This window comes from Citrobacter sp. Cf087 (genome assembly GCF_030334285.1).
GTDB lineage: Bacteria > Pseudomonadota > Gammaproteobacteria > Enterobacterales > Enterobacteriaceae > Citrobacter > Citrobacter freundii.
Genome location: NZ_JAOWED010000030.1, coordinates 255,137 through 281,137 on the forward strand (window position 1 = coordinate 255,137; position 26,001 = coordinate 281,137).

Annotated in this window: 23 protein-coding genes, 1 pseudogene and 1 other annotated feature; of the genes and pseudogenes, 14 read left to right on the forward strand and 10 right to left on the reverse strand. The window is 54.7% G+C overall.

The features are described 5' to 3' along the window. The first annotated feature begins 1 nt into the window (after position 1). From OGV57_RS15075 to ybaK, 9 genes and pseudogenes are all read left to right on the forward strand, one after another. On the forward strand, positions 2-826 hold the full coding sequence (locus OGV57_RS15075; protein ID WP_054528158.1) for a heme/hemin ABC transporter substrate-binding protein: 825 nt from the start codon (positions 2-4) through the stop codon (positions 824-826). Positions 827-844: 18 nt separating this feature from the next. Beyond that, positions 845-2,182, forward strand: coding sequence for a heme anaerobic degradation radical SAM methyltransferase ChuW/HutW (gene hutW, locus OGV57_RS15080; protein WP_032948719.1), 1,338 nt, complete (start codon positions 845-847; stop codon positions 2,180-2,182). Between the two features lie 12 nt (positions 2,183-2,194). Further along, complete coding sequence (gene hutX, locus OGV57_RS15085; protein WP_003021812.1) at positions 2,195-2,689, forward strand: heme utilization cystosolic carrier protein HutX; 495 nt, start codon at positions 2,195-2,197, stop codon at positions 2,687-2,689. Then, complete coding sequence (gene chuY / locus OGV57_RS15090) at positions 2,689-3,312, forward strand: anaerobilin reductase (RefSeq protein WP_003021809.1); 624 nt, start codon at positions 2,689-2,691, stop codon at positions 3,310-3,312. Before hutX ends, chuY begins: the two co-directional genes overlap by 1 nt. A 51-nt stretch (positions 3,313-3,363) precedes the next feature. Then, a complete protein-coding gene (locus OGV57_RS15095; protein WP_003021806.1) occupies positions 3,364-4,356 on the forward strand; it encodes a FecCD family ABC transporter permease in 993 nt (330 codons plus the stop codon). Continuing rightward, positions 4,353-5,123 (forward strand): annotated as a pseudogene (locus OGV57_RS15100) (heme ABC transporter ATP-binding protein). The gene OGV57_RS15095 and the pseudogene OGV57_RS15100 overlap by 4 nt, the downstream one beginning before the upstream one ends. A 148-nt stretch (positions 5,124-5,271) precedes the next feature. Further along, a complete protein-coding gene (gene copA / locus OGV57_RS15105; protein ID WP_054528156.1) occupies positions 5,272-7,773 on the forward strand; it encodes a copper-exporting P-type ATPase CopA in 2,502 nt (833 codons plus the stop codon). Between the two features lie 100 nt (positions 7,774-7,873). Continuing rightward, on the forward strand, positions 7,874-8,668 hold the full coding sequence (locus tag OGV57_RS15110) for a TraB/GumN family protein (RefSeq protein ID WP_003847525.1): 795 nt from the start codon (positions 7,874-7,876) through the stop codon (positions 8,666-8,668). 201 nt (positions 8,669-8,869) lie between these two features. Then, positions 8,870-9,349, forward strand: coding sequence for a Cys-tRNA(Pro)/Cys-tRNA(Cys) deacylase YbaK (gene ybaK, locus OGV57_RS15115; protein ID WP_003021794.1), 480 nt, complete (start codon positions 8,870-8,872; stop codon positions 9,347-9,349). Positions 9,350-9,456: 107 nt separating this feature from the next. Here ybaK and ushA read toward each other — a convergent pair whose 3' ends face one another. Then, positions 9,457-11,109 carry a bifunctional UDP-sugar hydrolase/5'-nucleotidase UshA gene (ushA, locus tag OGV57_RS15120; protein WP_016149719.1) on the reverse strand — a complete coding sequence of 551 codons (1,653 nt, stop codon included), beginning with the start codon at positions 11,107-11,109 and terminating at the stop codon, positions 9,457-9,459. A gap of 174 nt (positions 11,110-11,283) precedes the next feature. Here ushA and fsr point away from each other — a divergent pair, with 174 nt between their 5' ends. Beyond that, positions 11,284-12,504 carry a fosmidomycin MFS transporter gene (fsr, locus tag OGV57_RS15125; protein ID WP_003021788.1) on the forward strand — a complete coding sequence of 407 codons (1,221 nt, stop codon included), beginning with the start codon at positions 11,284-11,286 and terminating at the stop codon, positions 12,502-12,504. 225 nt (positions 12,505-12,729) lie between these two features. Further along, positions 12,730-14,409 (forward strand): YbaL family putative K(+) efflux transporter, encoded by a 1,680-nt coding sequence (gene ybaL, locus OGV57_RS15130; RefSeq protein ID WP_003835904.1) that lies wholly within the window; start codon positions 12,730-12,732, stop codon positions 14,407-14,409. A gap of 91 nt (positions 14,410-14,500) precedes the next feature. Here the strand turns inward: ybaL and gsk are convergent, their stop codons facing one another. After that, positions 14,501-15,805, reverse strand: a complete 1,305-nt coding sequence (gene gsk, locus OGV57_RS15135) for an inosine/guanosine kinase (protein ID WP_003021781.1) — start codon at positions 15,803-15,805, stop codon at positions 14,501-14,503. 152 nt (positions 15,806-15,957) lie between these two features. On the opposite strand from gsk, the gene aes reads away from it, so the two are divergent. Beyond that, entirely contained in the window at positions 15,958-16,917 is a 960-nt protein-coding gene (gene aes, locus OGV57_RS15140) for an acetyl esterase (RefSeq protein ID WP_003835907.1), read from the forward strand. Here aes and hemH read toward each other — a convergent pair. From hemH to OGV57_RS15180, 8 genes are all read right to left on the reverse strand, one after another. Next, entirely contained in the window at positions 16,914-17,876 is a 963-nt protein-coding gene (hemH, locus tag OGV57_RS15145) for a ferrochelatase (RefSeq protein ID WP_003021775.1), read from the reverse strand. The genes aes and hemH overlap by 4 nt on opposite strands. A 164-nt stretch (positions 17,877-18,040) precedes the next feature. After that, positions 18,041-18,685 (reverse strand): adenylate kinase, encoded by a 645-nt coding sequence (adk, locus tag OGV57_RS15150; protein WP_003021773.1) that lies wholly within the window; start codon positions 18,683-18,685, stop codon positions 18,041-18,043. Between the two features lie 232 nt (positions 18,686-18,917). Further along, positions 18,918-20,792: a molecular chaperone HtpG gene (gene htpG, locus OGV57_RS15155; protein WP_003021770.1), complete on the reverse strand. Its 1,875-nt coding sequence runs from the start codon at positions 20,790-20,792 to the stop codon at positions 18,918-18,920. Between the two features lie 110 nt (positions 20,793-20,902). Beyond that, on the reverse strand, positions 20,903-21,508 hold the full coding sequence (recR, locus tag OGV57_RS15160) for a recombination mediator RecR (protein ID WP_003021767.1): 606 nt from the start codon (positions 21,506-21,508) through the stop codon (positions 20,903-20,905). Beyond that, a complete protein-coding gene (locus tag OGV57_RS15165) occupies positions 21,508-21,837 on the reverse strand; it encodes a YbaB/EbfC family nucleoid-associated protein (RefSeq protein ID WP_003021764.1) in 330 nt (109 codons plus the stop codon). Before OGV57_RS15165 ends, recR begins: the two co-directional genes overlap by 1 nt. Before the next feature lie 57 nt (positions 21,838-21,894). Further along, entirely contained in the window at positions 21,895-23,826 is a 1,932-nt protein-coding gene (dnaX, locus tag OGV57_RS15170) for a DNA polymerase III subunit gamma/tau (protein WP_003021761.1), read from the reverse strand. Beyond that, positions 22,498-22,562: a sequence feature (DnaX frameshifting element), on the reverse strand. Its footprint overlaps the gene before it by 65 nt. 210 nt (positions 23,827-24,036) lie before the next feature. After that, a complete protein-coding gene (gene apt / locus OGV57_RS15175) occupies positions 24,037-24,588 on the reverse strand; it encodes an adenine phosphoribosyltransferase (protein ID WP_003021759.1) in 552 nt (183 codons plus the stop codon). 193 nt (positions 24,589-24,781) lie between these two features. Further along, the gene (locus OGV57_RS15180) at positions 24,782-25,159 is read right to left on the reverse strand and encodes a DUF454 family protein (RefSeq protein WP_003847534.1); all 378 of its coding nucleotides are present in this window, start codon (positions 25,157-25,159) and stop codon (positions 24,782-24,784) included. 69 nt (positions 25,160-25,228) lie between these two features. Here OGV57_RS15180 and priC point away from each other — a divergent pair, with 69 nt between their 5' ends. Together priC and rsmS are read left to right on the forward strand one after the other, a co-directional pair. Further along, positions 25,229-25,756 carry a primosomal replication protein N'' gene (gene priC, locus OGV57_RS15185; protein WP_003021753.1) on the forward strand — a complete coding sequence of 176 codons (528 nt, stop codon included), beginning with the start codon at positions 25,229-25,231 and terminating at the stop codon, positions 25,754-25,756. A 14-nt stretch (positions 25,757-25,770) separates the two neighbouring features. After that, complete coding sequence (gene rsmS, locus OGV57_RS15190) at positions 25,771-25,932, forward strand: pleiotropic regulatory protein RsmS (RefSeq protein WP_003021750.1); 162 nt, start codon at positions 25,771-25,773, stop codon at positions 25,930-25,932. Positions 25,933-26,001 lie beyond the last annotated feature (69 nt).

Below are 26,001 nucleotides of genomic sequence, written 5' to 3' on the forward strand. Positions count from 1 at the left end.
GATGAAAAAACTCTTGATTGGCTTACTGAGCCTCGCCTGCGTTTTCAGTGCCCAGTCCGCCGACCGCCTGGTGGTGGCGGGCGGCTCTCTTAGCGAACTGATATACGCCATGGGCATCGGCAACCGGGTGGTCGGCGTTGATGAAACCACCTCGTATCCACCCGAAACTGCCGCACTCCCGCATATCGGCTACTGGAAGCAGTTAAGCAGCGAGGGCATTTTATCGCTGCATCCGGACAGCTTTATCACCTGGCAGGATGCTGGCCCTCAAATCGTGTTGGATCAGTTGCGGGCGCAAAAAGTTAACGTCGTGACGTTGCCACGCGTACCGGCCACCGTCGAACAGATGTACGCCAACATTCGGGAACTGGCTCAAACCCTGCGCATTCCCGAACAAGGTGAGACGTTGATCGATCGCATACGTCAACGTCTGGATCGCGTTCAGCACAGCGTGGCAGCGAAAAACGCGCCGGTCAAAGCCATGTTCATTCTCTCCGCTGGCGGCAGCGCGCCACAGGTCGCCGGAAAAGGCAGCGTTGCCGATGCCATTATGACCCTCGCAGGCGCACAAAATGTCGCCACCCATGCGCAGTATAAAAGCTACAGCGCGGAATCGCTGATCGCCGCCAACCCAGAGGTGATCGTGGTGACGTCGCAAATGGTGGATGGCGGTCTGGCTCGTCTGAGCGCGATTGCCGGGATTACCCACACTGCGGCCTGGAAAAACCAGCGCATTGTGGCGATTGACCAGGCGCTGATTCTGGGTATGGGGCCGCGCGTCGCCGATGCGGTTGAAGCCCTGCACCAGCAATTCTGGCCTCACTAACTGGATTTATAAAGAACAATGAAAACTGAACACTCGCTGGATCTCACCGCGCATTTTGCGCTCGAGGGAAGTCAGCCATTTAAGGATCGCCGCGCCACGATGCCCTGGCGTGGGGCGATCCCGGTTGCCAAAGAGCTATTGTCACAAACCTGGCAGGAGGTCATCAGCCAGCCAACCCCACCGCGGAAACGGTTGGTGTACTTGCATATCCCTTTCTGCGCAACACATTGTACTTTCTGCGGTTTTTATCAAAACCGCTTTGAAGAGGATCACTGCGCCCGCTACACCAACGCGCTATTACGCGAAATAGAGATGGAAGCCGATAGCGCATTGCATCAGTCGGCCCCGATTCACGCCGTCTATTTTGGCGGCGGTACACCGTCTGCGCTGTCGGCACGGGATCTGGCCAGAATCATCACCGCACTACGTGACAAGCTACCGCTGGCGCCGGACTGCGAAATCACCATTGAGGGGCGGGTACTCAATTTTGACGATGCGCGAATAGATGCCTGCCTTGACGCTGGCGCCAATCGATTTTCGATCGGCATTCAGTCATTTAACAGCCGGATCCGCAAGAAAATGGCGCGCACTTCGGACGGCCCGACCGCGATGGCCTTTATGCAGGGGTTGGTAAAACGGGATCGAGCCGCCGTGGTCTGCGATCTGCTGTTTGGTCTGCCAGGACAAGACGCAAAGGTGTGGAGCGAGGATCTGGCGATTGCCCGCGACATCGGCCTCGACGGCGTAGATCTTTATGCGCTGAACCTGCTCCCTAATACACCGCTTGGCAAAGCGGTTGAAACCGGGCGCACAACGGTTCCCTCTCCTGCCGAACGTCGCGACCTCTATCTTCAGGGCTGCGATTTTATGGACAGCGCGGGCTGGCGCTGCATCAGCAACAGCCACTGGGCGCGCACCACACGGGAACGCAATCTGTACAACCTGCTGATTAAACAGGGCGCAGACTGTCTGGCATTCGGCTCTGGCGCAGGAGGGTCAGTCAATGGCTATTCCTGGATGGTCGAGCGCAATCTGACCACATGGCATGAATCCATCGCCGCCGGAAAAAAACCGCTCATGATGATGATGCGCACCGCCGAGCGTGGTTTCCAGTGGCGACACACCCTCCAGGCCGGTATTGAAACGGCCCGCGTCCCGCTGGATGAACTGACACCTCATGCACAAAAACTGACCCCGCTACTGACCCAGTGGCATCACGCAGGACTGACGCGAGATGCCAGCACCTGTGTACGCCTGACCAATGAAGGGCGTTTTTGGGCGAGCAATATTTTGCAGTCTCTTGATGAACTGATTCAAACACTTAACACGCCGCGTATTGCGGTAGAGCAACCATAAAAGGAGTGAAGTATGAGCCATGTCTCTTTACAGGATTTTTTGAAAACTGAGCCGGACGGTACGCTGGAAGCTATCGCAGCCCAGTACAACACCACGCTGCTGGAGGTGGTGAAAAACCTCCCCTCCCCGACGCTGGTTTCCGGCGATCAATTTGATACCGTCTGGGAAACCGTCAGCGAATGGGGCAAAGTCACCACCCTGGTCCATACTGCTGATGTCATTCTGGAATTCACCGGTGAATTACCTTCCGGATTCCACCGCCACGGTTACTTCAACCTGCGCGGCAAAAAAGGCATGACCGGTCATATCAAGGCAGAAAACTGCACACATATCGCCCTGATTGAACGCAAATTTATGGGCATGGACACCGCGTCCATTCTCTTCTTTAACCAGGCGGGTAGCGCTATGTTCAAAATTTTCCTCGGTCGGGATGAGCATCGTCAGCTACTGGCCGACCAGGTCAGCGCCTTTCACGCGCTGTCTTCATCCTTAAAGGAACATGCCTGATGGCTCCATGGCTCATTTTTGGTGCAGGTGGTAGCGGCGTCGGCGCGAAAACACTGGCACTCGCACTGGCGGAACAACGTCCGGTGATTGCCGTCGTTCGCAACGCGCAGGTCGCTGCCGGGTTGCAGGAAAAAGGTGTGCAGGTCTTCATTGGCGACGCCTGCGACAGCCAGGTCACCGCCTGTGCCTGTCGCGCAGCGGGTCAACATGCCACGGTGATCTCCTCCATGGGCGGTGCCCAGGATTATCTGGCGCACAGAACCGTCATTGATGAAGCAGAAAAAGCGGAGATCAAACGCATGATTCTGGTGACTTCGCTTGGCTGTGGCGACAGTTGGCCCTTTTTGTCCCCACGCGCCAGGGCCGCATTTGGTCAGGCGGTACGCGAAAAATCGTTGGCTGAAAGCTGGCTACAAACCAGTCAACTGGACTACGCCATTCTCCGCCCCGGCGGTTTGCTGAACGGTGCAGCCACAGGTCAGGCGCAACGGATACAGGCCGAGGAGTGCCATGGTTTTGTGATGCGTGCAGATGTTGCAAGGCACATTCACGAACTGGCTACAGCCCCGTCACTCAATAACCAGATTTACAGTTTGGTTGAGCCAGGACTGAAACCCGCGTAAACCCCTCGCGGCGCGGGAACTTCGCGCCGCAAAGACGTTATGGAGCGTTGCGTGCTTAAGGACTCGCTTTCTTCCGTCAGCATTCTGACGGGTCTTTCTCTGTTGTTGGTCGCTCTGATGCTCTTCGGAGCCAGCCAGGGGGCGCTGAACATTAGCTTCAGCGCGCTGTTCAACGACGAATACCGTGACATCTGGTTGAACATCCGCTTGCCCCGTGTGTTGCTGGCCGTTCTGGTAGGCGCTGCGCTGGCAACGGCAGGGGTCATTATGCAGGGACTTTTTCGCAATCCGATGGCCGATCCTGGCCTGCTTGGTGTCAGTAGCGGCTCCGCGCTGATGGTCGGTATCGCGATAGTTATCCCCTTTTCGTTTCCCGTGGTGCTGGTGCTGTATGAGCAGATGATTTTTGCCGTCGCGGGCAGCATGGTGGTCTGCACGATTATTTTCCTGATAAGCCAGCGTCATAGCCACGGCGGAATGATGCAACTGCTGTTAGCCGGTATCGCTATCAATGCTTTGTGCGGTTCGGCTATTGGCGTACTGAGCTATGTGGGCGATGAGCAACAGCTACGTCAACTTACGCTGTGGATGATGGGCAATCTCGGCCAGGCCCAGTGGCCAACGCTGCTGGTTGCCAGTACCTTTGTTCTTCCAGCCATTGCTGTCACCGTCTGTATGGCGGGCACGCTTAATTTGCTGCAATTGGGTGATGAAGAGGCGCATTACCTCGGCGTGAACGTCAAACGTAAGCGCCAGCAGTTACTGTTGCTCAGCTCGCTACTGGTTGGTGCTGCCGTTTCCGTCAGCGGCGTAATTGGTTTTATTGGCCTGGTGATCCCACATCTGATCAGAATGACTACCGGCGCCGATCATCGCTGGTTGATTCCCTGCTCGACGCTGGCGGGCGCCTGTCTACTCCTGATTGCCGATACGCTGGCCCGCACTCTGGTGCAGCCTGCCGAAATGCCCGTTGGTCTGTTAACCAGCCTGATCGGAGGACCGTATTTTCTGTGGTTAATACTGCGTAGCCGGAGGGTGTCATGATCGTTGCTGAAAATCTGGTTTACCACATTCAGGGCAGACGATTGACCGACGATGTTTCCCTGACGCTACCTGAAGGAGAGATTATCGCGATTCTTGGCCCGAATGGCGCCGGGAAATCAACGCTGCTACGCCAGCTCACGGGTTATCAGCAACCTCACAGTGGGCGCTGTAGCTTATTCGGCAAGCCGCTGAACGAGTGGTCAATCACCGAGCTGGCAAAAACCCGTGCGGTGATGCGCCAGAATAGTCATATGGCCTTCCCGTTTAGCGTGCAGGAGGTTATCCGCATGGGCAGGCATCCGTATCGCACGCGCAATACGGGCGATGAAACGGAACACATCATGACGTTGTGCGACTGCCAGGCGCTGGCCGCGCGCGATTACCGGCATCTGTCGGGAGGAGAACAACAGCGGGTATAGCTGGCACGTCTGCTGGTTCAGCTTTGGGAGCCCGAGCCTCGGCCCAAATGGTTATTTCTCGATGAACCTACCTCCGCCCTGGATATTCACCACCAGCAGCACCTTTTTCGTCTGCTGCGTCGCCTGGTGCGTGAACGGCAGTTTAGCGTCTGCTGCGTCCTGCACGATCTCAACCTCGCAGCGCGTTATGCCGACCGCGTGGTATTGATGGAACGCGGCAGGATTGTTGATAACGGGTATCCGCAGGATGTCCTGAAGCAACGGGCGCTGAACGCGCTGTACGGTGCCGATCTCACGGTCATAAATGAACCGGAGCATCGAACGCCGCTTATCGTTCTCAATCAATAACAGACCGGGAACGCTCTGAGGTGACGTTCCCGTTTTTTTCCCCCTTCGCCCCTTTTTTCATCTTTTCTAAAAACACCCTTGACCTTCCCCTTGCTGGAAGGTTTAACCTTTATCACAGTCAGTTAAACCTGCAATGAAGGAGTTGGTTATGTCTCAAACAATCGATCTAACCCTGGACGGCCTGTCCTGTGGTCACTGCGTAAAACGCGTTAAAGAAAGTCTGGAACAACGTCCGGATGTTGAGCAAGCGGATGTCTCCGTGACAGAGGCGCATGTTACCGGGAGCGCCAGCGCAGAAGCGCTGATTGAAACCATCAAACAAGCCGGTTACGGCGCGGAGTTAAGCCACCCAAAGGCTAAACCGCTGACGGAGTCATCAATCCCGTCGGAAGCACTGGCAGCGGTCCCTTCCGAGCTTCCGGCAGCTACGGCTGATGATGACAGCCAACAGTTGCTGTTAAACGGCATGAGCTGCGCCAGTTGTGTGACCCGTGTACAAAATGCATTGCAAAGCGTACCGGGTGTCACCCAGGCACGGGTAAACCTGGCGGAACGCACTGCGCTGGTAATGGGCAGTGCCTCCGCCGCAGATTTAGTGCAGGCGGTGGAAAAAGCAGGCTACGGCGCAGAAGCCATTGAAGATGATGCTAAGCGCCGCGAGCGTCAGCAAGAAACCGCCGTGGCAACCATGAAACGTTTTCGCTGGCAGGCAGCCGTCGCGCTGCTGCTGGGTATCCCTGTCATGGTATGGGGAATGATTGGCGACAACATGATGGTGAGTGATGACAACCGCAGCCTGTGGCTGGCGATTGGTCTGGCAACGCTTGCGGTGATGGTTTTCGCGGGCGGTCACTTTTACCGCAATGCGTGGAAAAGCCTGATGAACGGCACCGCGACTATGGATACGTTGGTCGCGCTGGGTACAGGGGTGGCATGGCTCTATTCCATGAGCGTCAACCTCTGGCCGCAATGGTTCCCGATGGAAGCGCGACACCTCTATTATGAAGCCAGCGCCATGATTATTGGTCTGATTAACCTCGGACACATGCTGGAAGCGCGGGCTCGCCAGCGCTCGTCCAAAGCGCTGGAAAAACTGCTTGATCTGACGCCACCGACCGCACGCATCGTTACTGACGAAGGTGAAAAGAACGTGCCGCTGGCAGACGTTCAGGCGGGAATGTTGTTGCGCCTGACCACCGGCGACCGCGTGCCGGTCGATGGAGAAATTACGCAGGGCGAAGCCTGGCTGGATGAAGCGATGCTGACCGGTGAGCCTATTCCGCAGCAAAAAGGTGAAGGCGATAGCGTCCACGCCGGTACGGTCGTACAGGACGGCAGCGTGCTGTTCCGCGCCAGCGCCGTTGGCAGCCACACCACGCTGTCACGCATTATTCGTATGGTGCGTCAAGCGCAAAGCAGCAAACCGGAAATTGGCAAACTGGCCGACCGTATCTCCTCGGTGTTCGTTCCGGTCGTGGTCGCCATTGCGCTGGTCAGTGCGGCTATCTGGTATTTCTTTGGACCAGCACCGCAGATTGTCTATACGCTGGTCATTGCCACCACCGTTCTGATTATCGCCTGCCCTTGTGCGCTGGGTCTGGCAACGCCGATGTCGATTATTTCCGGCGTGGGGCGTGCCGCTGAGTTTGGGGTACTGGTACGCGATGCCGATGCGCTGCAGCGCGCCAGCACGCTCGATACTCTCGTCTTTGATAAGACCGGGACGCTGACTGAAGGCAAACCGCAGGTTGTCGCCATCAAAACGTTTGGCAACACCGATGAAGCGCGGGCAATTCGTCTGGCTGCCGCCCTTGAACAGGGTTCCAGCCACCCGCTGGCCAGGGCGATTCTGGACAAAGCAGGCGATGTCTCGCTGCCGCAGGTCAACGGTTTCCGTACGCTGCGCGGGTTAGGCGTCAGCGGAGAGACCGAAGGTCATACGTTGCTGCTGGGAAATCAGGCTCTGCTCAATGAACAGCAGGTTGATACCACTGAAATGGAAGCTGAAATCACCGCTCAGGCTTCCCAGGGTTCAACTCCGGTCCTGTTGGCGATTGATGGTAAAGCGGCGGCGCTGTTAGCGGTTCGTGATCCACTGCGTAGCGACAGCGTGGCAGCGCTCCAGCGCCTGCACCGCGCCGGGTATCGTCTGGTGATGCTGACCGGCGACAACCCAACGACCGCCAACGCCATCGCCAAAGAGGCGGGTATTGACGAGGTGATTGCGGGCGTTCTGCCGGACGGTAAGGCCGAGGCGATCAAGCGTCTGCAGAGCCAGGGGCGTCAGGTCGCCATGGTCGGTGACGGTATCAACGATGCACCTGCGCTGGCTCAGGCCGATGTAGGGATCGCCATGGGTGGCGGCAGCGATGTGGCGATTGAAACAGCCGCGATTACGCTGATGCGTCATAGCCTGATGGGCGTTGCGGATGCGCTGTCTATCTCCCGGGCAACGCTACGCAATATGAAACAGAACCTGCTCGGCGCGTTTATCTACAACAGCATCGGCATCCCGGTTGCCGCTGGGATTCTGTGGCCGTTCACCGGCACGCTGCTCAACCCGGTAGTCGCCGGGGCGGCGATGGCGCTTTCTTCCATCACCGTGGTAAGCAACGCGAACCGACTGCTGCGCTTCAAACCTAAAGAGTAACCCTTTACCGGATGGCGCTATCAACTGCGCCATCCGGCAATTCACACATTGCGACTTTTCCGGCCACGCGCTAGCATGGTTCTCCACTTAGGGAGGTCGTATGGATTTGTTATACCGGGTAAAAGCATTATGGTCTGCACTGCGCGGCAACCACTATACCTGGCCTGCCATCGACATCTCTTTGCCCGGCAACCGCCATTTTCATCTGATTGGCAGCATTCACATGGGCAGCCGCGATATGGCGCCTCTGCCTGCCAAATTACTCAAAAAGCTCAAGCATGCCGATGCGCTGATTGTCGAAGCGGATGTTTCCGGTGACGACGCGCCGTTTGCCAACCTTCCGACCTTTGCTGCACTCGAAGAACGTCTCAGCCCGGAGCAGTTAGAAAACCTGCGTAAAGTCACCAACGAACTGGGCATTTCCCCATCCCTGTTATCTACTCAGCCGTTGTGGCAAATTGCCATGGTATTACAGGCAACGCAGGCACAGCAGCTAGGGCTGCGAGCGGAATACGGGATTGATTATCAACTGTTGAATGCGGCTAAACAGGCGCATAAACCGATAATCGAACTGGAAGGCGCATCCAGTCAAATCGAGCTGTTATGTCAGTTGCCTGATAACGGACTGGCCCTGCTGGACGATACTCTGACGCATTGGCATACCAATGCCAGACTGCTCCAGCAGATGATGGGCTGGTGGCTTGAAACGCCACCGCACAATAGCGAACTGACGCTTCCCAATACCTTTAGCCAGTCGTTGTATGACGTATTGATGCATCAACGCAACACAGCCTGGCGCGATCGGCTCAGAGCGATGCCTGCTGGTCACTACGTCGTGGCCGTTGGCGCGCTGCATTTATACGGAGAAGGAAATTTGCCGGAGATGTTACGGTAAAAAAAATGGCCAATATCTCTATTGGCCCGTCAAAGAGGAATTTCATCATTATTATGATCCCGGCGCTTAAAGCGTCGGTGTAGTTCGATTGTCGCTCAAAGTCATCATCCTGCCAATACTATTGCGCAAGATGGTACTATTTTTTAGACAGACATCAGGCGTATGCTTGAGTCGTATTTTGTCTGGGCCAGGAAAATTGCTATGACACCCGCCGTTAAATTACTCGAAAAAAACAAAATTTCTTTCCAGATCCACACCTACGATCACGATCCGTCCGAGACGAACTTTGGTGATGAAGTGGTGCGAAAGTTAGGTCTGAACGCGGACCAGGTTTACAAAACGCTGCTGGTTGCCGTGAATGGCGACATGAAGCATCTGGCGGTCGCCGTCACACCGGTAGCAGGTCAACTGGATCTCAAAAAGGTTGCCAAAGCATTGGGTGCCAAAAAGGTCGATATGGCCGATCCCATGGTCGCGCAACGCACTACCGGCTATCTGGTAGGCGGTATTAGCCCGCTGGGGCAGAAAAAAAGATTGCCGACGCTTATCGATGCGCCTGCCCAAACGTTTGACACCATTTATGTTTCCGGCGGCAAACGCGGGCTGGATATCGAACTGGCAGCGAGCGATCTGGCGAAAATTCTGGATGCGAAATTCGCCGATATCGCCCGCCGGGATTAAGCGGTTATAGAATGAATGCCTGATGGCGCGCAGCTTTAAGGCCTACAAATCGCACTGACCTGTAGGCCGGATAAGGTGCCAGCACCGCCATCCGGCACTCCGCCCTGTTACTGCCAGCTCACCTCACCCTTCGGCTCATACGCACTGGCATCCAGCGGTGAGTTCTTCTGTACGTACTCTTTCAGCACTTCCGCATCAATAAACCCGGTATTCACATAGCCTGGTTTGTTATCAATGCGCGGATAGCCATCACCGCCGGTGGCGTTGAAGCTCAGCGTTGCCATACGATAGGTTTTGGCTGGGTCAACAGGTTCGCCTTTGATTTTCAAATCGTTAAGTTTGCCGTCTTTCGCTACAAAGCTGACGTTGGCAAACTGCGGGTAGGCTCCGGAGTCCGGCTTCATTTGCGCCACCGCGGTCAGATAATCAATCACTTCTTTCCCGCTCATATCGGCATACACCACGATGTTGCCAAACGGCTGTACCTTCAGCACGCTCTTATAGGTGATATCGCCACCTTCGATGGAGTCACGGATACCGCCGCCGCTCATCACGCCAAAATCAGCGCTGGTTCGCGCCATTTGCGCAGCCAGCAGCAAGTGCCCCATATTGGTTTGCACGAAACGGACTTTGCTACGGTCGCCTTCGAGGCGCGCATTGACGCTACCGATTTTCACGTCGAGCTGCGCTTTACCTTTATTCTGGAACGGCGTCAGCAGCGAAAGCATTTGCTGATTTTCAACAATCTCCGGGGTGTAGAGTACGCGCTCACTTTTACCGTTGTCCCAGGTCACTTTTTTCTTCAGATTAACGGGAATGAGCTGGTAGTTAACCATTTTCATTTCGCCGTTACGGAACTCAAAGTCCGCCCGGCCCACGTATTTGCCCCACTCGTGTGCCTGTACAATCCAGATCCCATTTTGCTTATCTGGCGCACACGGCGTACCCGGTACGTAATCAACCTGCTTCTTATTTTCCGCAGCCATACACACCGGATCCTGCGAGTGGCCACCGACAATCATCGCCAGCGAACCTGCTGGCAAGCTGCGCGCCATTTCGACATCGCCAGGGGCGTTCGAGCCGTGGTTGCCGTTGTCATAATGTCCCATATGGGTGGTCGCGATAATGATGTCTGGCTTTTCACCCATATTCAGTTCCTGAATAACCAGTTTGGCTTCATCAGCAGGTTTACGGAATTCGATATCGGTAAAGAACTCAGGGTTGCCAATTTTCGCCGTATCGTCAGTGGTTAAACCAAGTACGGCAATTTTTAAATCCTGGCGCTTAAAGATGGCCCACGGCTTAAATAAACGCTCGCCGGAGCTTTTCTGATAAATGTTGGCCGAGAGAAACGGAAATTTGGACCATTTTTCCTGCTGGCGCAATACGCTAAGCGGATTATCAAACTCGTGGTTTCCGACTGCCATCGCGTCATAGCCAATCAGGTTCATACCGCGAAAATCAGGTTCCGCATCCTGCAGATCGGACTCCGGTACGCCGGTATTAATATCACCACCAGAAAGCAACAGTACGCTGCCCCCTTCCTCAGCCACCTCTTTACGAATACCGTCCACCAGCGTTTTTTGCGCCGCCAGTCCGTATTCCCCATATTCGCTACGCCAGAAGTGACCGTGATGATCGTTGGTATGCAGAATGGTAATTTTGTAGGTTTTATCTTTTTCGTACGCCTGAGCTGGCTGACCTGCCAGCGTAAATGCGGCTAATAACGCCAGCGCCACGCCCCGTTTTAAAAACTTCATATTTCTCTCCCTGAGCCAAAATCAACGACTGAAATTACAATGATATGAAATAATAGTCGAAAATGTTTTCAGAAATGAGACTTCCTTCAAACACCTTCCGCAGGTATGTTAGTCAGGTAATAATAACAAATTAGATTACCCTCATAATCGCAACCCAAACAGAAGTGACTTTCTATGGCAATAAGTGAACCAACCCAGCCTGTGGCTGGCGCGTCAGCGTCGGTTGCTAAAGCACGCACCTCATTTGGCATTTTAGGAGCGATCAGCCTCTCCCATTTGCTAAACGATATGATTCAGTCGCTGATCCTGGCGATTTATCCGCTATTGCAGTCAGAGTTCTCGCTGACGTTTATGCAGATCGGGATGATCACCCTAACCTTCCAGTTAGCTTCTTCGCTGCTGCAACCGGTGGTGGGTTACTGGACGGACAAATACCCGATGCCGTGGTCGCTGCCCATAGGAATGTGCTTCACGCTGAGCGGGCTTGTTTTGCTGGCCATGGCCGGCAGCTTTCATATGGTGCTGCTCGCCGCGGCGCTGGTTGGCACCGGCTCTTCGGTATTTCACCCGGAATCGTCCCGTGTGGCGCGTATGGCCTCCGGTGGTCGCCACGGCCTTGCACAGTCGATTTTCCAGGTTGGCGGCAACTTCGGCAGCTCACTGGGACCGTTGCTGGCGGCTGTCATCATTGCGCCATATGGTAAGGGTAATGTGGCCTGGTTTGTGCTGGCCGCGCTATTAGCGATTGTCGTCCTGGCGCAAATCAGCCGTTGGTATGCCGCGCAGCATCGGATGAGTAAAGGAAAGCCGAAGGTCGCTATCGTTAATCCGTTGCCGCGTAATAAAGTGGTGCTGGCTGTAAGCATCCTGCTGGTACTGATTTTCTCCAAATACTTCTATATGGCAAGCATCAGCAGCTATTACACCTTTTATCTGATGCAAAAATTCGGATTATCGGTACAAAACGCCCAGTTTCACCTGTTTGCCTTCCTGTTTGCCGTCGCGGCCGGGACGGTGATTGGCGGACCATTAGGCGATAAAATTGGCAGAAAATATGTTATTTGGGGGTCTATCCTCGGCGTTGCGCCATTTACCCTCGTTTTACCCTACGCAACGCTGGAATGGACCGGGATTTTAACCGTGATCATTGGTTTTATCCTCGCATCGGCGTTTTCTGCCATTCTGGTTTACGCACAGGAGTTGCTTCCTGGGCGTATCGGCATGGTTTCTGGGTTATTTTTCGGTTTTGCCTTCGGCATGGGTGGCTTGGGAGCCGCGGTGTTAGGGCTGATTGCCGACCATACCAGTATCGATTTGGTCTACAAAATATGTGCTTTCCTGCCACTTCTGGGGATACTGACCATATTCTTACCTGATAACCGACATAAAGCCTGATTTTCTGACGGCCAAAGGTAAACTTTGGTCGTCATCACTTACAGTGACCATCAGCGTTTGCCTCAAACATCCCCTCGTAGTTTTCCGATCCGTGCTTTTTTTCCTTTAAAATCCTGTTTTCTTCAAAATTCAATAATTATTCATAAACATAAACATTAAAATTGTCATAAACTATTACTCGCAGTTTGGGTTTTTAGGATCATCACAGCAACCAAAGGAGACGGAATGCATCACGCCACCCCGCTTATCACCACCATTGTCGGCGGCCTTGTACTCGCTTTTATATTAGGCATGATTGCCAATAAACTACGTATTTCTCCTCTGGTGGGATATCTGTTAGCGGGCGTTCTGGCCGGTCCATTTACACCTGGTTTTGTTGCTGATACTAAGCTCGCGCCTGAACTGGCCGAGCTTGGCGTTATTCTGCTGATGTTCGGCGTCGGGCTGCACTTTTCCCTGAAGGATTTGATGGCGGTAAAGTCAATCGCCATTCCCGGCGCGATTGCCCAGATAGCAGTGGCAACGCTGCTGGGTATGGCGCTTTCAGCTGTATTAGGCTGGTCGCTGATGGTGGGGATCGTGTTTGGTCTGTGTCTTTCAACCGCCAGCACCGTGGTGCTACTGCGTGCGCTTGAAGAACGACAGCTCATTGACAGCCAGCGCGGGCAAATTGCCATTGGCTGGCTGATTGTCGAAGATCTGATGATGGTACTGACGCTGGTTCTCCTGCCAGCCGTCGCCGGAATGTTGGAAAAAGAAGATGTCGGCTTCGCTTCTCTGGCTGTCGATATGGGCATTACCATCGGTAAGGTGGTGGCGTTTATCGCGATTATGATGCTGGTGGGTCGTCGCCTGGTACCGTGGATTATGGCCCGCAGCGCCGCAACCGGTTCACGCGAACTGTTTACCCTCTCAGTCCTCGCCCTCGCCTTAGGTATCGCCTTCGGCGCAGTAGAGCTGTTCGATGTCTCCTTTGCACTGGGCGCGTTCTTCGCCGGTATGGTGCTGAATGAATCTGAGCTGAGCCACCGTGCGGCGCATGACACCCTGCCGCTGCGCGATGCGTTCGCCGTGCTGTTCTTCGTTTCCGTCGGAATGCTGTTCGATCCGTTAGTCCTGATCCAGCAGCCGTTGGCAGTACTGGGCACGCTGGCGATTATCATCTTTGGTAAATCCCTTGCCGCCTATTTCCTGGTGCGCATGTTTGGTCACTCTCAACGCACGGCGCTCACCATTGCCACCAGTCTGGCGCAAATTGGTGAATTTGCCTTTATCCTGGCGGGTCTGGGAATGGCGTTAAACCTGCTGCCGCAGGCCGGACAGAATCTGGTGCTGGCAGGGGCAATCCTGTCCATAATGCTCAACCCGGTGCTGTTCGCGGTGTTAGAAAAATATCTCGCCAAAACAGAAACGCTGGAAGAGCAGACTCTGGAAGAGGCTATCGAAGAAGAGAAGCAAATTCCGGTGGATATCTGCAATCACGCCCTGCTGGTTGGCTTTGGTCGCGTCGGCAGCCTGCTGGGTGAGAAATTGATGGCTGCCGGGATCCCGCTGGTGGTTATCGAAACCTCACGTACCCGGGTGGATGAACTGCGCGAGCGTGGGATCCGCGCGGTGCTGGGAAATGCCGCTAACGAAGAGATTATGAATCTGGCGCATCTGGATTGCGCACGCTGGCTGTTGCTAACCATTCCGAATGGCTATGAAGCGGGTGAAATTGTCGCTTCCGCTCGTGAGAAGTGCCCGTCGATTGAGATTATCGCCCGCGCACATTATGACGATGAGGTGGAATATATTACCGAGCGCGGAGCCAATCAGGTCGTCATGGGCGAGCGTGAAATCGCCCGTACCATGCTGGAGCTAATTGAAACGCCGCCTGCCGGTGAAGTTGCTACCGCCAGTTAATGTTACGTGCCGGATGGCGGCGTAAAACGCCTTATCCGGCCTGCTATTGCTACGCGTAGGCCCGATAAGCGTAGCGCCATCGGGCAAGAACTCAGCGATCCCAGTACGACTCTTCGAGACTGTCTTCACGTTCCGGCAAACCGCGCGTCAGGCGCGGTGAATGCTGGTTCAGCACCTGGTAACTCACGCGGTTAGCATATTTACACACCTGGGCTAGAGACGAATAGGTCAGCCAGGTGAACTTGTGCTTGCTGGAGTTAGGCACGTTACTGCGGTGATAGCTGTTGGCAGTAATATCATGCAGCAATGCCGCCAGCGCGCCGTCGCCAGCACCGTTGGTATTCATTATCTTTTCTGGCCCGCCCATATACGGTGCAATGTGCGAATACACACGCAGCGGATTGGTACAGTCTTTATGGCGCATGGCGCGGCTGAATTCGTACTGATTGAATTCGGCAATCGCTCCAGGCAGCAGCGGATGCTGGGTTTTACGTTTGACTTCTTCTTCCGTAAAGCCCGCCATATACAGACCCGCCGGACCCGCAGTGCACAGCACCAGATCCACCCAGTCCAGCGCCTTGTCAGACGCCAGCAGCGGATCGTTCTCGCCGGTCAGCGCTTCAGCCTCTTCTTCATTCATCGCCAGAATAGAGACATGCTCTTTGAGGAATGCCTGCCACCACTGCGGGTTATCGGCAATGACGAATTTGGTGCCCAGCGTCAGTACCACCGGCACATTGTGTTTTTTAGCGTATTCAATCGCCTTCATGGTCGCTTCCGGCATCGGCTCGCCCGGCTCGCAGCGCACCAGATAGGACGTCAGCACCAACGCGGACGCTCCGGCAATTACCGATTCAGGGATGCTATCCGCCCGTAGCTTATTCATATGCCCAGGGCTGATTGCGAAGGTACGCTCTCCGGATTCACCAATCAGCGTAAAGCAACGACCAATCGGTCCATTAACGCCTTGCAGGTAGTTCAGATCGGTACGGCTGGAGGTATTGCATAAATAGCGGTACGCATAGCTGCCAATCTCGATATTGCTGCACATCACGCCCAGCAGCACCGAGCGGTCATCCGCCAGCACGGAGTAGTTGTGCATCGTGTTACCGATCGTACCGCCCGCAAACTGATGGGTGATCAAATTTTCACGCACCAGTTCCTGATAGAGCGCTTCTGCGACATCATCGGCAATCACCAGAGAATGCCCGGCGCTTAATCCATAACGTTTTACAAAGTCATCATCCACTTTGGCTTCAATATCCACCAACGTCTGGTCGATACCCACCACCCAGGCTGCGCTGGTTTCATTTTCTGGCTGAATTTGTTGCAACAACGGATCGCGCGCGCTGACGGGAAAATAGTGTTTGGATTTACGTTTACCGGGAAATTTCATGGTCGATTTTACGGGTGGTTAACTGAGCGATGCATGGTAGCACATTCCCTGCTGCGCATGCGATGCGACGCTGAGTTTCAATATCGGACGGTGAGATCGCAGTTTATCCGGGATTAATTTCTACAATAACTCACCTTCACAAGGAGCGTTTTATGAAGCCGGAAAACAAAATCCCCGTACTCGACAAAATTTCGGATGAAATGAAAAGCGTGGTGAATTTTCATCGCGACGATTTGCCGCCGTGGCCCGCTGCCGATGACTTCGTGGCCCAGCGCCAACACTACATTCATGAGCGGCGACTGTGGAATGCCGATGCCCCGCAGATGCATACCCGAGAATGCGTGATTTCTACCGCGTGCGGCCCCGTTGCCACACGCATCTACGCTCCGCAGCCCCAAAGCCAGGCCACGCTGTATTACCTGCACGGCGGCGGTTTTATTCTCGGTAATCTGGATACCCATGACCGTATTATGCGTTTACTTGCGCATTACACCCAGTGCACGGTGATCGGCATCGACTATTCGCTGGCGCCGGAGGCCCGCTACCCACAAGCCATCGAAGAGATCGTCGCCGTCTGCCAGTACTATCATCAACATGCTGGCGACTATTCCCTCAATATCAATACGATTGGTTTTGCGGGCGATTCCGCCGGAGCCATGCTGGCGCTTGCCAGCGCGCTGTGGCTGCGGGATAAACGCATTGCCTGCGGCAAGGTGGCTGGCGTGCTGTTGTGGTATGGGCTTTACGGGCTACAGGATTCACTGAGCCGACGGCTGATGGGCGGAGCGTGGGATGGGTTAACCCGCGAGGACTTGCAGATGTATGAAAACGCGTACCTACGTAGCGCTGACGATCGCGAGTCACCGTACTATTGCCTGTTTAATAACGACCTGACGCGTGACGTGCCGCCGTGTTTTATCGCCGGCGCGGAGTTCGATCCACTGATTGACGATAGCCGCTTATTATTCCAGACGTTACAGGCGCATCAGCAGCCCTGCCAGTACAAAATGTATCCCGGTACGCTGCACGCCTTCCTGCACTATTCGCAGGTGATGAAAACCGCCGATGAAGCTCTGCAGGACGGCGCGCGTTTCTTTAAGCAACAGCTTTAGCGGTAGGCGGCGGTCAGTTTAACCATCATTTCGATATGTTCCGGTGTGGCATTCAACGCCGGAATATACTCATATTGCTTACCGCCAGCCTCAAGGAAAATCTCCCGGTTTTGCACCGCTATCTCTTCCAGCGTTTCGAGGCAATCAGCCGCGAAGCCCGGACACATAACCTGGATATGTCGGGTTCCTTTCTCCGCCAGCATTTTTAACGTTTCGTCGGTATACGGCGTCAGCCAGGGTTCGCGGCCAAAGCGAGACTGGAAGGTCATCATGACTTTTTCCGGCGGCAGACCAAGCGCTGAAACCAGCTCACGCGTCGTATCGCGACAGCGCTGCGGGTAGTCATCGCCTTCATCGGCGTAGCGCTGCGGAATGCCGTGGTAGGAGAGCAGCAGTAAATCAGGTTCGCCATGTTGAGCGAATGAATCCCGGGCACTCTTGGCCAGCGCATCAATGTAGCTGCTGTCATCGGCGTAATCACGAATAAAAGAGACGCCGGGAATACCGCGTTTACGCGCTAAGATGCGCGCCAGCTCGTCCCAGACTGCTGCAACCGTCGAACAGGAATATTGCGGGTACAGCGGTAACACCACCATGTGTTCCACTCCGCTTGCCAACAGTTCATCGACCGCGCTTTCGAGCGATGGCGAACCGTAGCTCATCCCCAGCGCGACAGGGGTATCAGGCAGACGTTGTGCCAGCGCCTGCTGTTGCGCCTTGCTGTAGACCATCAGCGGGGAACCGTCTTCCATCCAGATTGACTGGTACAGCTTTGCCACACGCGGCGCTCGCAGCGGCAAAATCACACCGCGCAGCAGCGGCCACCACAGTGCAGGGGACGTATCAACTACGCGTGGATCGCTTAAAAACTGGCGCAGGTAGCGCTTAACGGCTTCGGGAGTTGGGGCATCGGGAGTGCCGAGGTTTGCCAGCAGGATACCGGTTTTCGTCTGACGCATTACCGCCTCTTATCGATTCAAATTGTTGATAATTGTAGCGGAAAAGCGGTAAAGAAGAACTAATTGCTGTGAAAGGTAAGACGAGAATTTGCCTGATGGCGCTGCGCTTATCAGGCCTACGAGATATTGGCAGACCTGATAAGAGGTTTAATTACGCGAAAAAATTAGCCGAGGATTTTTTCCAGCGCTGCGCGCACGTCAGCCACGGCCTGAGTGCCGTCAACTTTCGCGTATTTGGTGTTACCCGCCTGCGCTTCTTTAGAGTAGTAGCCAATCAGCGGTGCGGTCATCTGATGGTATTCCACCAGGCGCTTACGTACGGTCTCTTCCTGATCGTCTTTACGGGTGGTCAGCTCTTCGCCGGTCACGTCGTCTTTGCCTTCAACCTTAGGCGGGTTGAATTTGATGTGGTAAACGCGGCCAGAAGCAGCGTGTACGCGGCGACCGACGATACGGTCAACGATCAGTTCGTCAGGTACGTCAAACTCCAGAACGTAGTCCACGTTGATGCCCGCTTCTTTCATGGCGTCTGCCTGCGGAATAGTACGCGGGAAGCCATCAAGCAGGAAACCATTACGGCAGTCTTCCTGAGCAATACGCTCTTTTACCAGCGCGATCACCAGCTCATCAGTCACCAGCTTACCGGCGTCCATGATGTCTTTCGCTTGTTTGCCCAGCTCGGAGCCAGATTTCACGGCGGCACGCAGCATATCACCGGTGGAGATTTGCGGAATACCATACTTCTCCATGATGAACTGAGCCTGAGTTCCTTTACCCGCGCCCGGAGCGCCAAGCAGAATGATACGCATTACGAAAATCCCCTTAAAGGTTGTCGATATTTTTTAAAAAGCGCTAAACGATACCACCATCACGCAATTGGCTCAAGGAAGGTAGTCTGCGCTGAAACGGTTAATGGCGGGAAAATTGAAAATAAGGAAAGAAATTGCCGGATGGCGGTGTAAACACCTTATCCGGCCTACGATCAAAAAGATGTTGTAGGCCGGATAAGCGTTAGCGCCATCCGGCATTACATTACAGGTATCAGGATACCAGCAACTGGTTCATACGACGGATGAACTGGTTCGGGTCTTCCAGCGTGCCGCGCTCGGCAAACAGCGCCTGATCCAGCAGCAGCTCAACCCACTCTTTGAACTGTGCTTCGTCCTGAGTATCCGCCGTGCGTTTTACCAGCACGTGGTCCGGGTTCAGTTCAAAGATATATTTCACTTCCGGTACGGCCTGGCCCGCAGCGGCAAAGAGTTTCGCCATCTGGGTGCTCATTTCATCCGCATCGGTGGTAACGATGGCTGGCGTGTCGGTCAGACGGTGAGTCAGACGCACTTCTTTCACGCGGTCACCCAGCAGGGTTTTCACACGCTCAACGAACGGCGTCAGCGCTTTTTCCGCTTCTTTTGCCGATTCGTCAACTTCATCCGCAAGCTTGTCGATGGACTCGTCAGCTTTAGCAACGGACTGGAATGCCTTACCGTCGAACTCGGTCAGGTAGTTCATCATCCACTCATCGATGCGGTCAGAAAGCAGCAGCACTTCGATGCCTTTCTTACGCAGCAGTTCCAGGTGCGGGCTGCTCTTCGCCGCCGCATAGCTGTCTGCAGTGATGTAGTAGATTTTCTCCTGCCCTTCTTTCATTCGCGACACGTAATCTTCCAGCGACACGGTTTGCGCGGAGGAGTCAGTGTGCGTAGACGCGAAGCGCATCAGTTTAGCGATCGTTTCCTGGTTGGCGTGGTCTTCCGCCGGGCCTTCTTTCAGCACCAGGCCGAACTGCTTCCAGAAGGTCTGGTATTTTTCCGCGTCGTCTTTCGCCAGTTTTTCCAGCATCTGCAGTACGCGTTTGGTCAGCGCGCTGCGCAGGTTACGGGTGACGGTGCTGTCCTGCAGGATCTCGCGAGAAACGTTCAGCGGTAGATCGTTAGAATCTATCAGACCACGGACAAAGCGCAGGTAGTTCGGCATGAACTGCTCGGCATCGTCCATGATGAAGACACGCTGGACGTACAGTTTCAGACCATGCTTGTGATCGCGGTTCCACATATCCCACGGCGCCTGCGACGGGATATACAGCAGGCTGGTGTACTCCTGCTTACCTTCCACACGGTTGTGGCTCCAGGTCAGCGGGTCAGTGAAGTCGTGGGCGATGTGCTTGTAGAATTCGTTGTACTCGTCGTCTTTGATTTCCGACTTGTTACGCGTCCACAGCGCCTGTGCCTTGTTGATTTTTTCCCAGGAAACCACGGTCTCGCCGTCTTTCTCTTCGGATTTTTCGATCTCTACCGGCAGCGCAATATGGTCGGAATATTTGCTGATGATGGAACGTACGCGCCAGTCATCGAGGAACTCGTCTTCGCCTTCACGCAGATGCAGAGTAATTTCGGTACCACGGTCTTCTTTGGTAATATCAGCAACGGTGTACTCACCCTCGCCCGCGGACTCCCAGAACACGCCGTTTTCCGGCTTATCACCCGCAGCACGGGTACGCACGGTGACTTTGTCCGCCACGATGAAGGCAGAGTAGAAACCAACCCCGAACTGACCAATCAACTGGCTGTCTTTCGCCTGATCGGAGCCCATGGATTCGAGGAAAGATTTGGTGCCGGATTTCGCAATGGTCCCCAGATGATCGATAACGTCATCACGATTCATCCCCACGCCGTTATCGGCAATGGTCAACGTACGCTTATCTTTATCGAAGGAAACACGCACACGCAGCTCACCGTCACCTTCATACAGGTCCGGGTTAGACAGTGCGCGGAAACGCAGCTTGTCTGCCGCATCCGAGGCGTTAGAGATAAGCTCACGCAGGAAGATTTCTTTATTGGAATACAGAGAATGGATCATCAGGTGCAGAAGCTGTTTTACTTCTGACTGAAAACCACGAGTTTCTTGTCCTTTCATGTAGATCTACCTCAACAATGCCATATTCAATGGTAAAAACACGTTGAGGGTGAAATGGGGACAAGCGGGAAGGATTTCAAGCGGAAGCCGCCGTCGCGGCCTCCGTTTGTTCAGAATTTAATCTTGTGTCGTCCTGCCAGAGAGTGCGACAGCGTGGTGCCATCGACCATTTCCAGCTCGCCGCCTACCGGAACGCCATGGGCGATACGGCTGGCTTCAACGCCATATTGCATGCAAAGCTCAGCAATATAGTTGGCGGTCGCCTCTCCTTCGACCGTGGGATTGGTCGCCAGGATCAGTTCGTTGATTTGCTCAGACGCCAGTCGCTGTTCAAGACGATCCAGCCCGATATCATCAGGCCCGATACCGTCCAGCGGCGACAGGTGTCCCATCAGCACGAAGTAACGTCCGGAAAATTGCCCGGTTTGCTCAATGGCGTAGATGTCCGCCGGACTCTCCACCACGCAAATCTGACCGTTTTCCTGGCGACGCGGGTTCGAACAGATGTTGCAGACGTCCTGCTCTGTGAAGGTGCGGCAATCGGCACAGTGGCCGATTTCCGACATCGCCTTCGTTAACGCCTGCGCCAGACGCATCCCGCCGCTGCGATCGCGCTGAAGCAGCGTGAACGCCATGCGCTGCGCCGACTTCGGGCCAACGCCCGGCAGACAGCGCAGTGCTTCCATAAGCTGAGTTAACAGCGGGCTGGTTTGCATCAGAACGGCATCTTAAAGCCAGGCGGCAGCTGCATTCCGGAAGAAACAGAGGCCATCTTCTCTTTCTGCGTCTCTTCAATGCGACGCGCCGCGTCGTTGAATGCCGCAGCAACCAGGTCTTCCAGCATCTCTTTGTCGTCTTCCAGCAGGCTTGGATCGATCTCCACGCGACGGCAGTTATGCGCGCCGTTGATGGTCACTTTTACCAGACCCGCGCCAGATTCGCCGGTCACTTCCAGCTTGGCGACTTCTTCCTGCATCTGCTGCATTTTTTCTTGCATCTGCTGGGCCTGTTTCATCAGGTTACCCAGACCGCCTTTACCAAACATAGGCTTCTCTCTCAATCACGTTAAGGGATGACGACCGTCAAACCATTAGGCTGACGATCAAATGGGGCGAATACTCTCTTCGTCCAGCTCCGCATCGAAAAAACGACGCAGCGTCTGGATGTTATTATCCGCAATAATCGACTCACGCGCCTGCGCGAGCTTCTCTTCATAAATGGCCTGACGCCACTCCAGCGGCGTACGCACCGCAGGATTATCATCTTCAACGATGGTCAATTCAACCGTTGACCCCGTTAAGGAACTCAGTGCTTCGGCCAGTTTTTGCTGCGCGCCACTGGAATTAAGGTGTCGCTGCGTGGAACGCAGGTGCAGGCAAACCACGTTGCCATTCTCTTCTTTCCAGGCATTAAGCGCCACCTGCTCAACCAGTTTAGGCAGCGAGAGCTGGCTCACCTGGGCGGCCCACGGGTCGCGTTCAATGGCTTCAGCCGCAAGCTTTGCCGCCAGTTCCGGCGTTTTTTCATGCTCGAGCGCTTTTTTCAGCGCTTTCGGCGTGGCGACGACTTCTTTGACTTCTGCAACAGGATTGGTCGCTTTCCAGCGATACGCTTCTTTCTTCGCCGGTGCTTTTTCCAGCGCAGAGACTGCCGGACGCGCCTGAACACGTTCCGACACCGAAGCCAGTCTTTCCAGCGCAGCATTATTCACCGGCCGCGCGCGGGAAGCGGCTGCCGGTTCACTCTTTTTTGCTTTGGTTGCTCCCTGAGCACGTTGCAGTTGACTGCGCGCCGCCAGCACCTGACTGGTGGCATCGGAAAGCGGCACATTCTGTTGCTGTTGCGCTGGCGCAGGTTGCTGCTGTGGCACCTGCGTCGGGGTCATCACCGCTGTGGGTGCGACCGGGGCAAACGACTGGCGCGGGACTTCAGGTTCCGGGAGCGGCATGCGCGGATGAAAAGCCAGCGCACGCAGCAGCGTCATTTCGACGCCCATTCGCCTGTCCGGCGCATACGGCAGTTCTTTGCGCCCGATTAACAGGGTCTGGTAGTAAAGCTGCACATCGGTAGGCGGTACAATTCGCGCCAGTTCACGCATACGCTGTTCAATGGCGGCCATATCGCTACCGAGCGCAGCAGGTGAAAGCTGAACCATGGCAATACGATGCAGCAAAGCCGACATCTCAACCAGCAGCGCTTCCCATTCGATACCACGCGCGGCGGCGTCGTTCACCAGCGTCATCACGCGTTCGCCGTCCGCAGCCACAACCGCTTCAACAAGCGAGAGCGCCTGGTCGTCGTCCAGCGTGCCGAGCATGGTGCTGACCGCGTCGGTCGAGACCTGACCATCGCCGCTGGCAATCGCCTGATCGGTCAGGCTTAGCGCATCGCGCAGGCTGCCGTCCGCGGCACGAGCCAGCAGTTGCAGCGCACGCGGTTCATGGGCGATATGCTCTTCTTTGAGAATATGCTCAAGCTGATGGCGAATCTGTTCGACATCCAGCGCTTTAAGATGGAATTGCAGACAGCGCGACAGGATGGTCACCGGCAGCTTCTGCGGATCGGTGGTCGCCAGCAGGAATTTGACGTGCGCGGGCGGCTCTTCGAGCGTTTTCAGCAAGGCGTTAAAACTGTGGCGCGACAGCATGTGCACTTCGTCGATCAAATAGACCTTAAAGCGACCGCGCGCGGGCGCATACTGAACGTTATCCAGCAGATCGCGAGTATCTTCAACTTTAGTGCGTGAGGCGGCATCGATTTCAATCAAATCGACAAAACGCCCCTGCTCAATTTCCCGGCAGTTATCGCACACGCCGCACGGCGTAGCGGTGATGCCAGTTTCACAGTTTAATCCCTTCGCCAGCAAGCGGGCGATAGAGGTTTTTCCGACGCCACGGGTCCCGGAAAACAAATAAGCATGATGAATACGCCCTAACGACAAGCCGTTCGCCAGTGCCGTCAGCACATGTTCCTGGCCGACGACGTCAGCAAAGGTTTGTGGGCGCCATTTTCGGGCTAAGACCTGATAACTCATTGGCAGGCTCTGAAAGGCTGGAGGGTGGATTCACAGGAGGGTAATGCTAACACAACCTCGCAGCAACGGCGAGGTTGACACGTTATATTCGGGCGTTATCGTTGCAGTCAGTTTGGTTTCGGGCAGCGCACAGAAACCGGAGCGTACACGCAGTACGTGAGGATTTCGAGCACTGACCGGGGCCAAAATGGCAAAAAAGATAGCCCTAAATTAGTGGCCCGGGAATGGAACCAGGCTATAACAGGTCAGCCCCTGCTTTTCCAGACGCTGCTCGCCGCCCAGATCAAACAAGTTAATGATAAAGGCAGCATCGGTCACTTCGCCACCCAGACGGCGGATCAGCTTCACGGTCGCTTCAATCGTGCCGCCAGTTGCCAGAAGATCGTCCACAACCAGGACTTTATCACCCGGTTTGATGGCATCAACGTGGATTTCCAGCTGATCGGTGCCGTACTCCAGCTCATAGGTCTCAGCAATAACTTCACGCGGAAGCTTACGCGGTTTGCGTACCGGAACAAAGCCGACGCCCAGCCCCAACGCTACCGGCGCGCCAAACAGGAAGCCACGCGCTTCGGTGCCAACCACTTTAGTGATCCCCGCATTTTTGTAGCGCTCAACCAGCAATTCAATGCTGAGGGCGTAGGCTTTCGGATCTTCCAGTAAACTGGTGACATCACGAAAAAGAATGCCCGGTTTTGGATAGTCGTGGATGCTTTTGATGCTATTTTTGAGAAACTCAAGCTGCTGTGCAGTCGCGGTCATAAGTTTGTGCCTGATTAATACAGTATTACTTCACGGCGCACTATACACTTCATCCTCGACGTATCTTGAATGATTTTGTGTCTATATTAGGGCCAAGGTTACACTTGGTTAACCTTTGACCATCTGCGCCTGTGCTCGAAAACGGTCGAATTTACTGGCTGTGAGAGACAATTGCAACAGCGATTATTGCGCTTTACTGCTTTTGTTGTTTTTCATCAATCACCGGGATCCGCCACATAAAAATCAGTAAACAGGCGAGAATAACCAGCAGCAGGCCGCGTACCCACATCATATTGACCAGCCAGAGGGAAATAGCAAACGTCACCAGGATCAACAAAATAGCGCGCGGTTTTGCTCCCGGCGGCATCGCGCGATGTTTTTGCCAGTGACGCAGATACCCGCCGAACCACGAACGGTAAAGCAACCAGTCGTGAAAACGCGGCGATGAGCGGGCAAAACACCAGGCGGCCAGCAGTATAAACGGCGTCGTCGGTAACAGAGGCAATACTACGCCCAGCGTACCTAGCACTACCGCTATCCAGCCAATGATGATTAGAATAATGCGTTGCATAATATCAGTACTTAACACAGAGAATCGCTACTTTAGCATAACAGTTCTCATTTTCATCGGAGTGTTGTTGTGAAAACCGCCATGCTGTTACAGACGCTCGAAAACCAGCTTAACCGCCTGCGACAGCGTTGTGCTCCGCTGGCGCACCACACAACGCTTAGCGCCCGCTTTGACAGGCATCTGTTTCACACGCGCAGCACATTGCTGCAGGCCTGCCTGGATGAAGCTGACGATAATCTTACTGCCCTACGTCGCGCCGTTGAGCAGCAACAACTACCACAAATCACCTGGCTTGCGGAACACCTTGCCTCACAGTTAGAGGCGATTTCACGTGAAACTGCCAGTTGGTCGCTACGCGAGTGGGACAGCGCATCTCCAGGTCTGGCGCGCTGGCAGCGCAAGCGGGTCCAACATCAGGAGTTTGAACGCCGTCTGGTTGAAATGACGCGTGAACGCAAAGAGCGTCTGGCTCAGGCTACCGGCTTTGCAGAACAGCAAAAACTGCATCGTGAAGTAGAAGCATTCGAGGCGCGACTGGCGCGCTGCCGTCATGCTCTGGCAAGAATAGAAAACGTGTTGGCGCGTTTAACCCGTTAATCCCCGGAGAATTTATGTCATTAGAGAACGCCCCGGACGAGGTCAAACTGGCCGTCGATTTGATTGTTTTACTTGAGGAAAATCAGGTTGCACCTGAAACCGTACTGAAGGCGCTGGAGATTGTTAAACGGGATTACGAAAAGAAACAGCTCTCTTCTTCAAAAAACGCGCTATAGCTGAAATGCCTGATAGCGTTGCACTTACCAGGCCTACGAATGAATCGAAGCTCGCAGGCCTGATGAGTT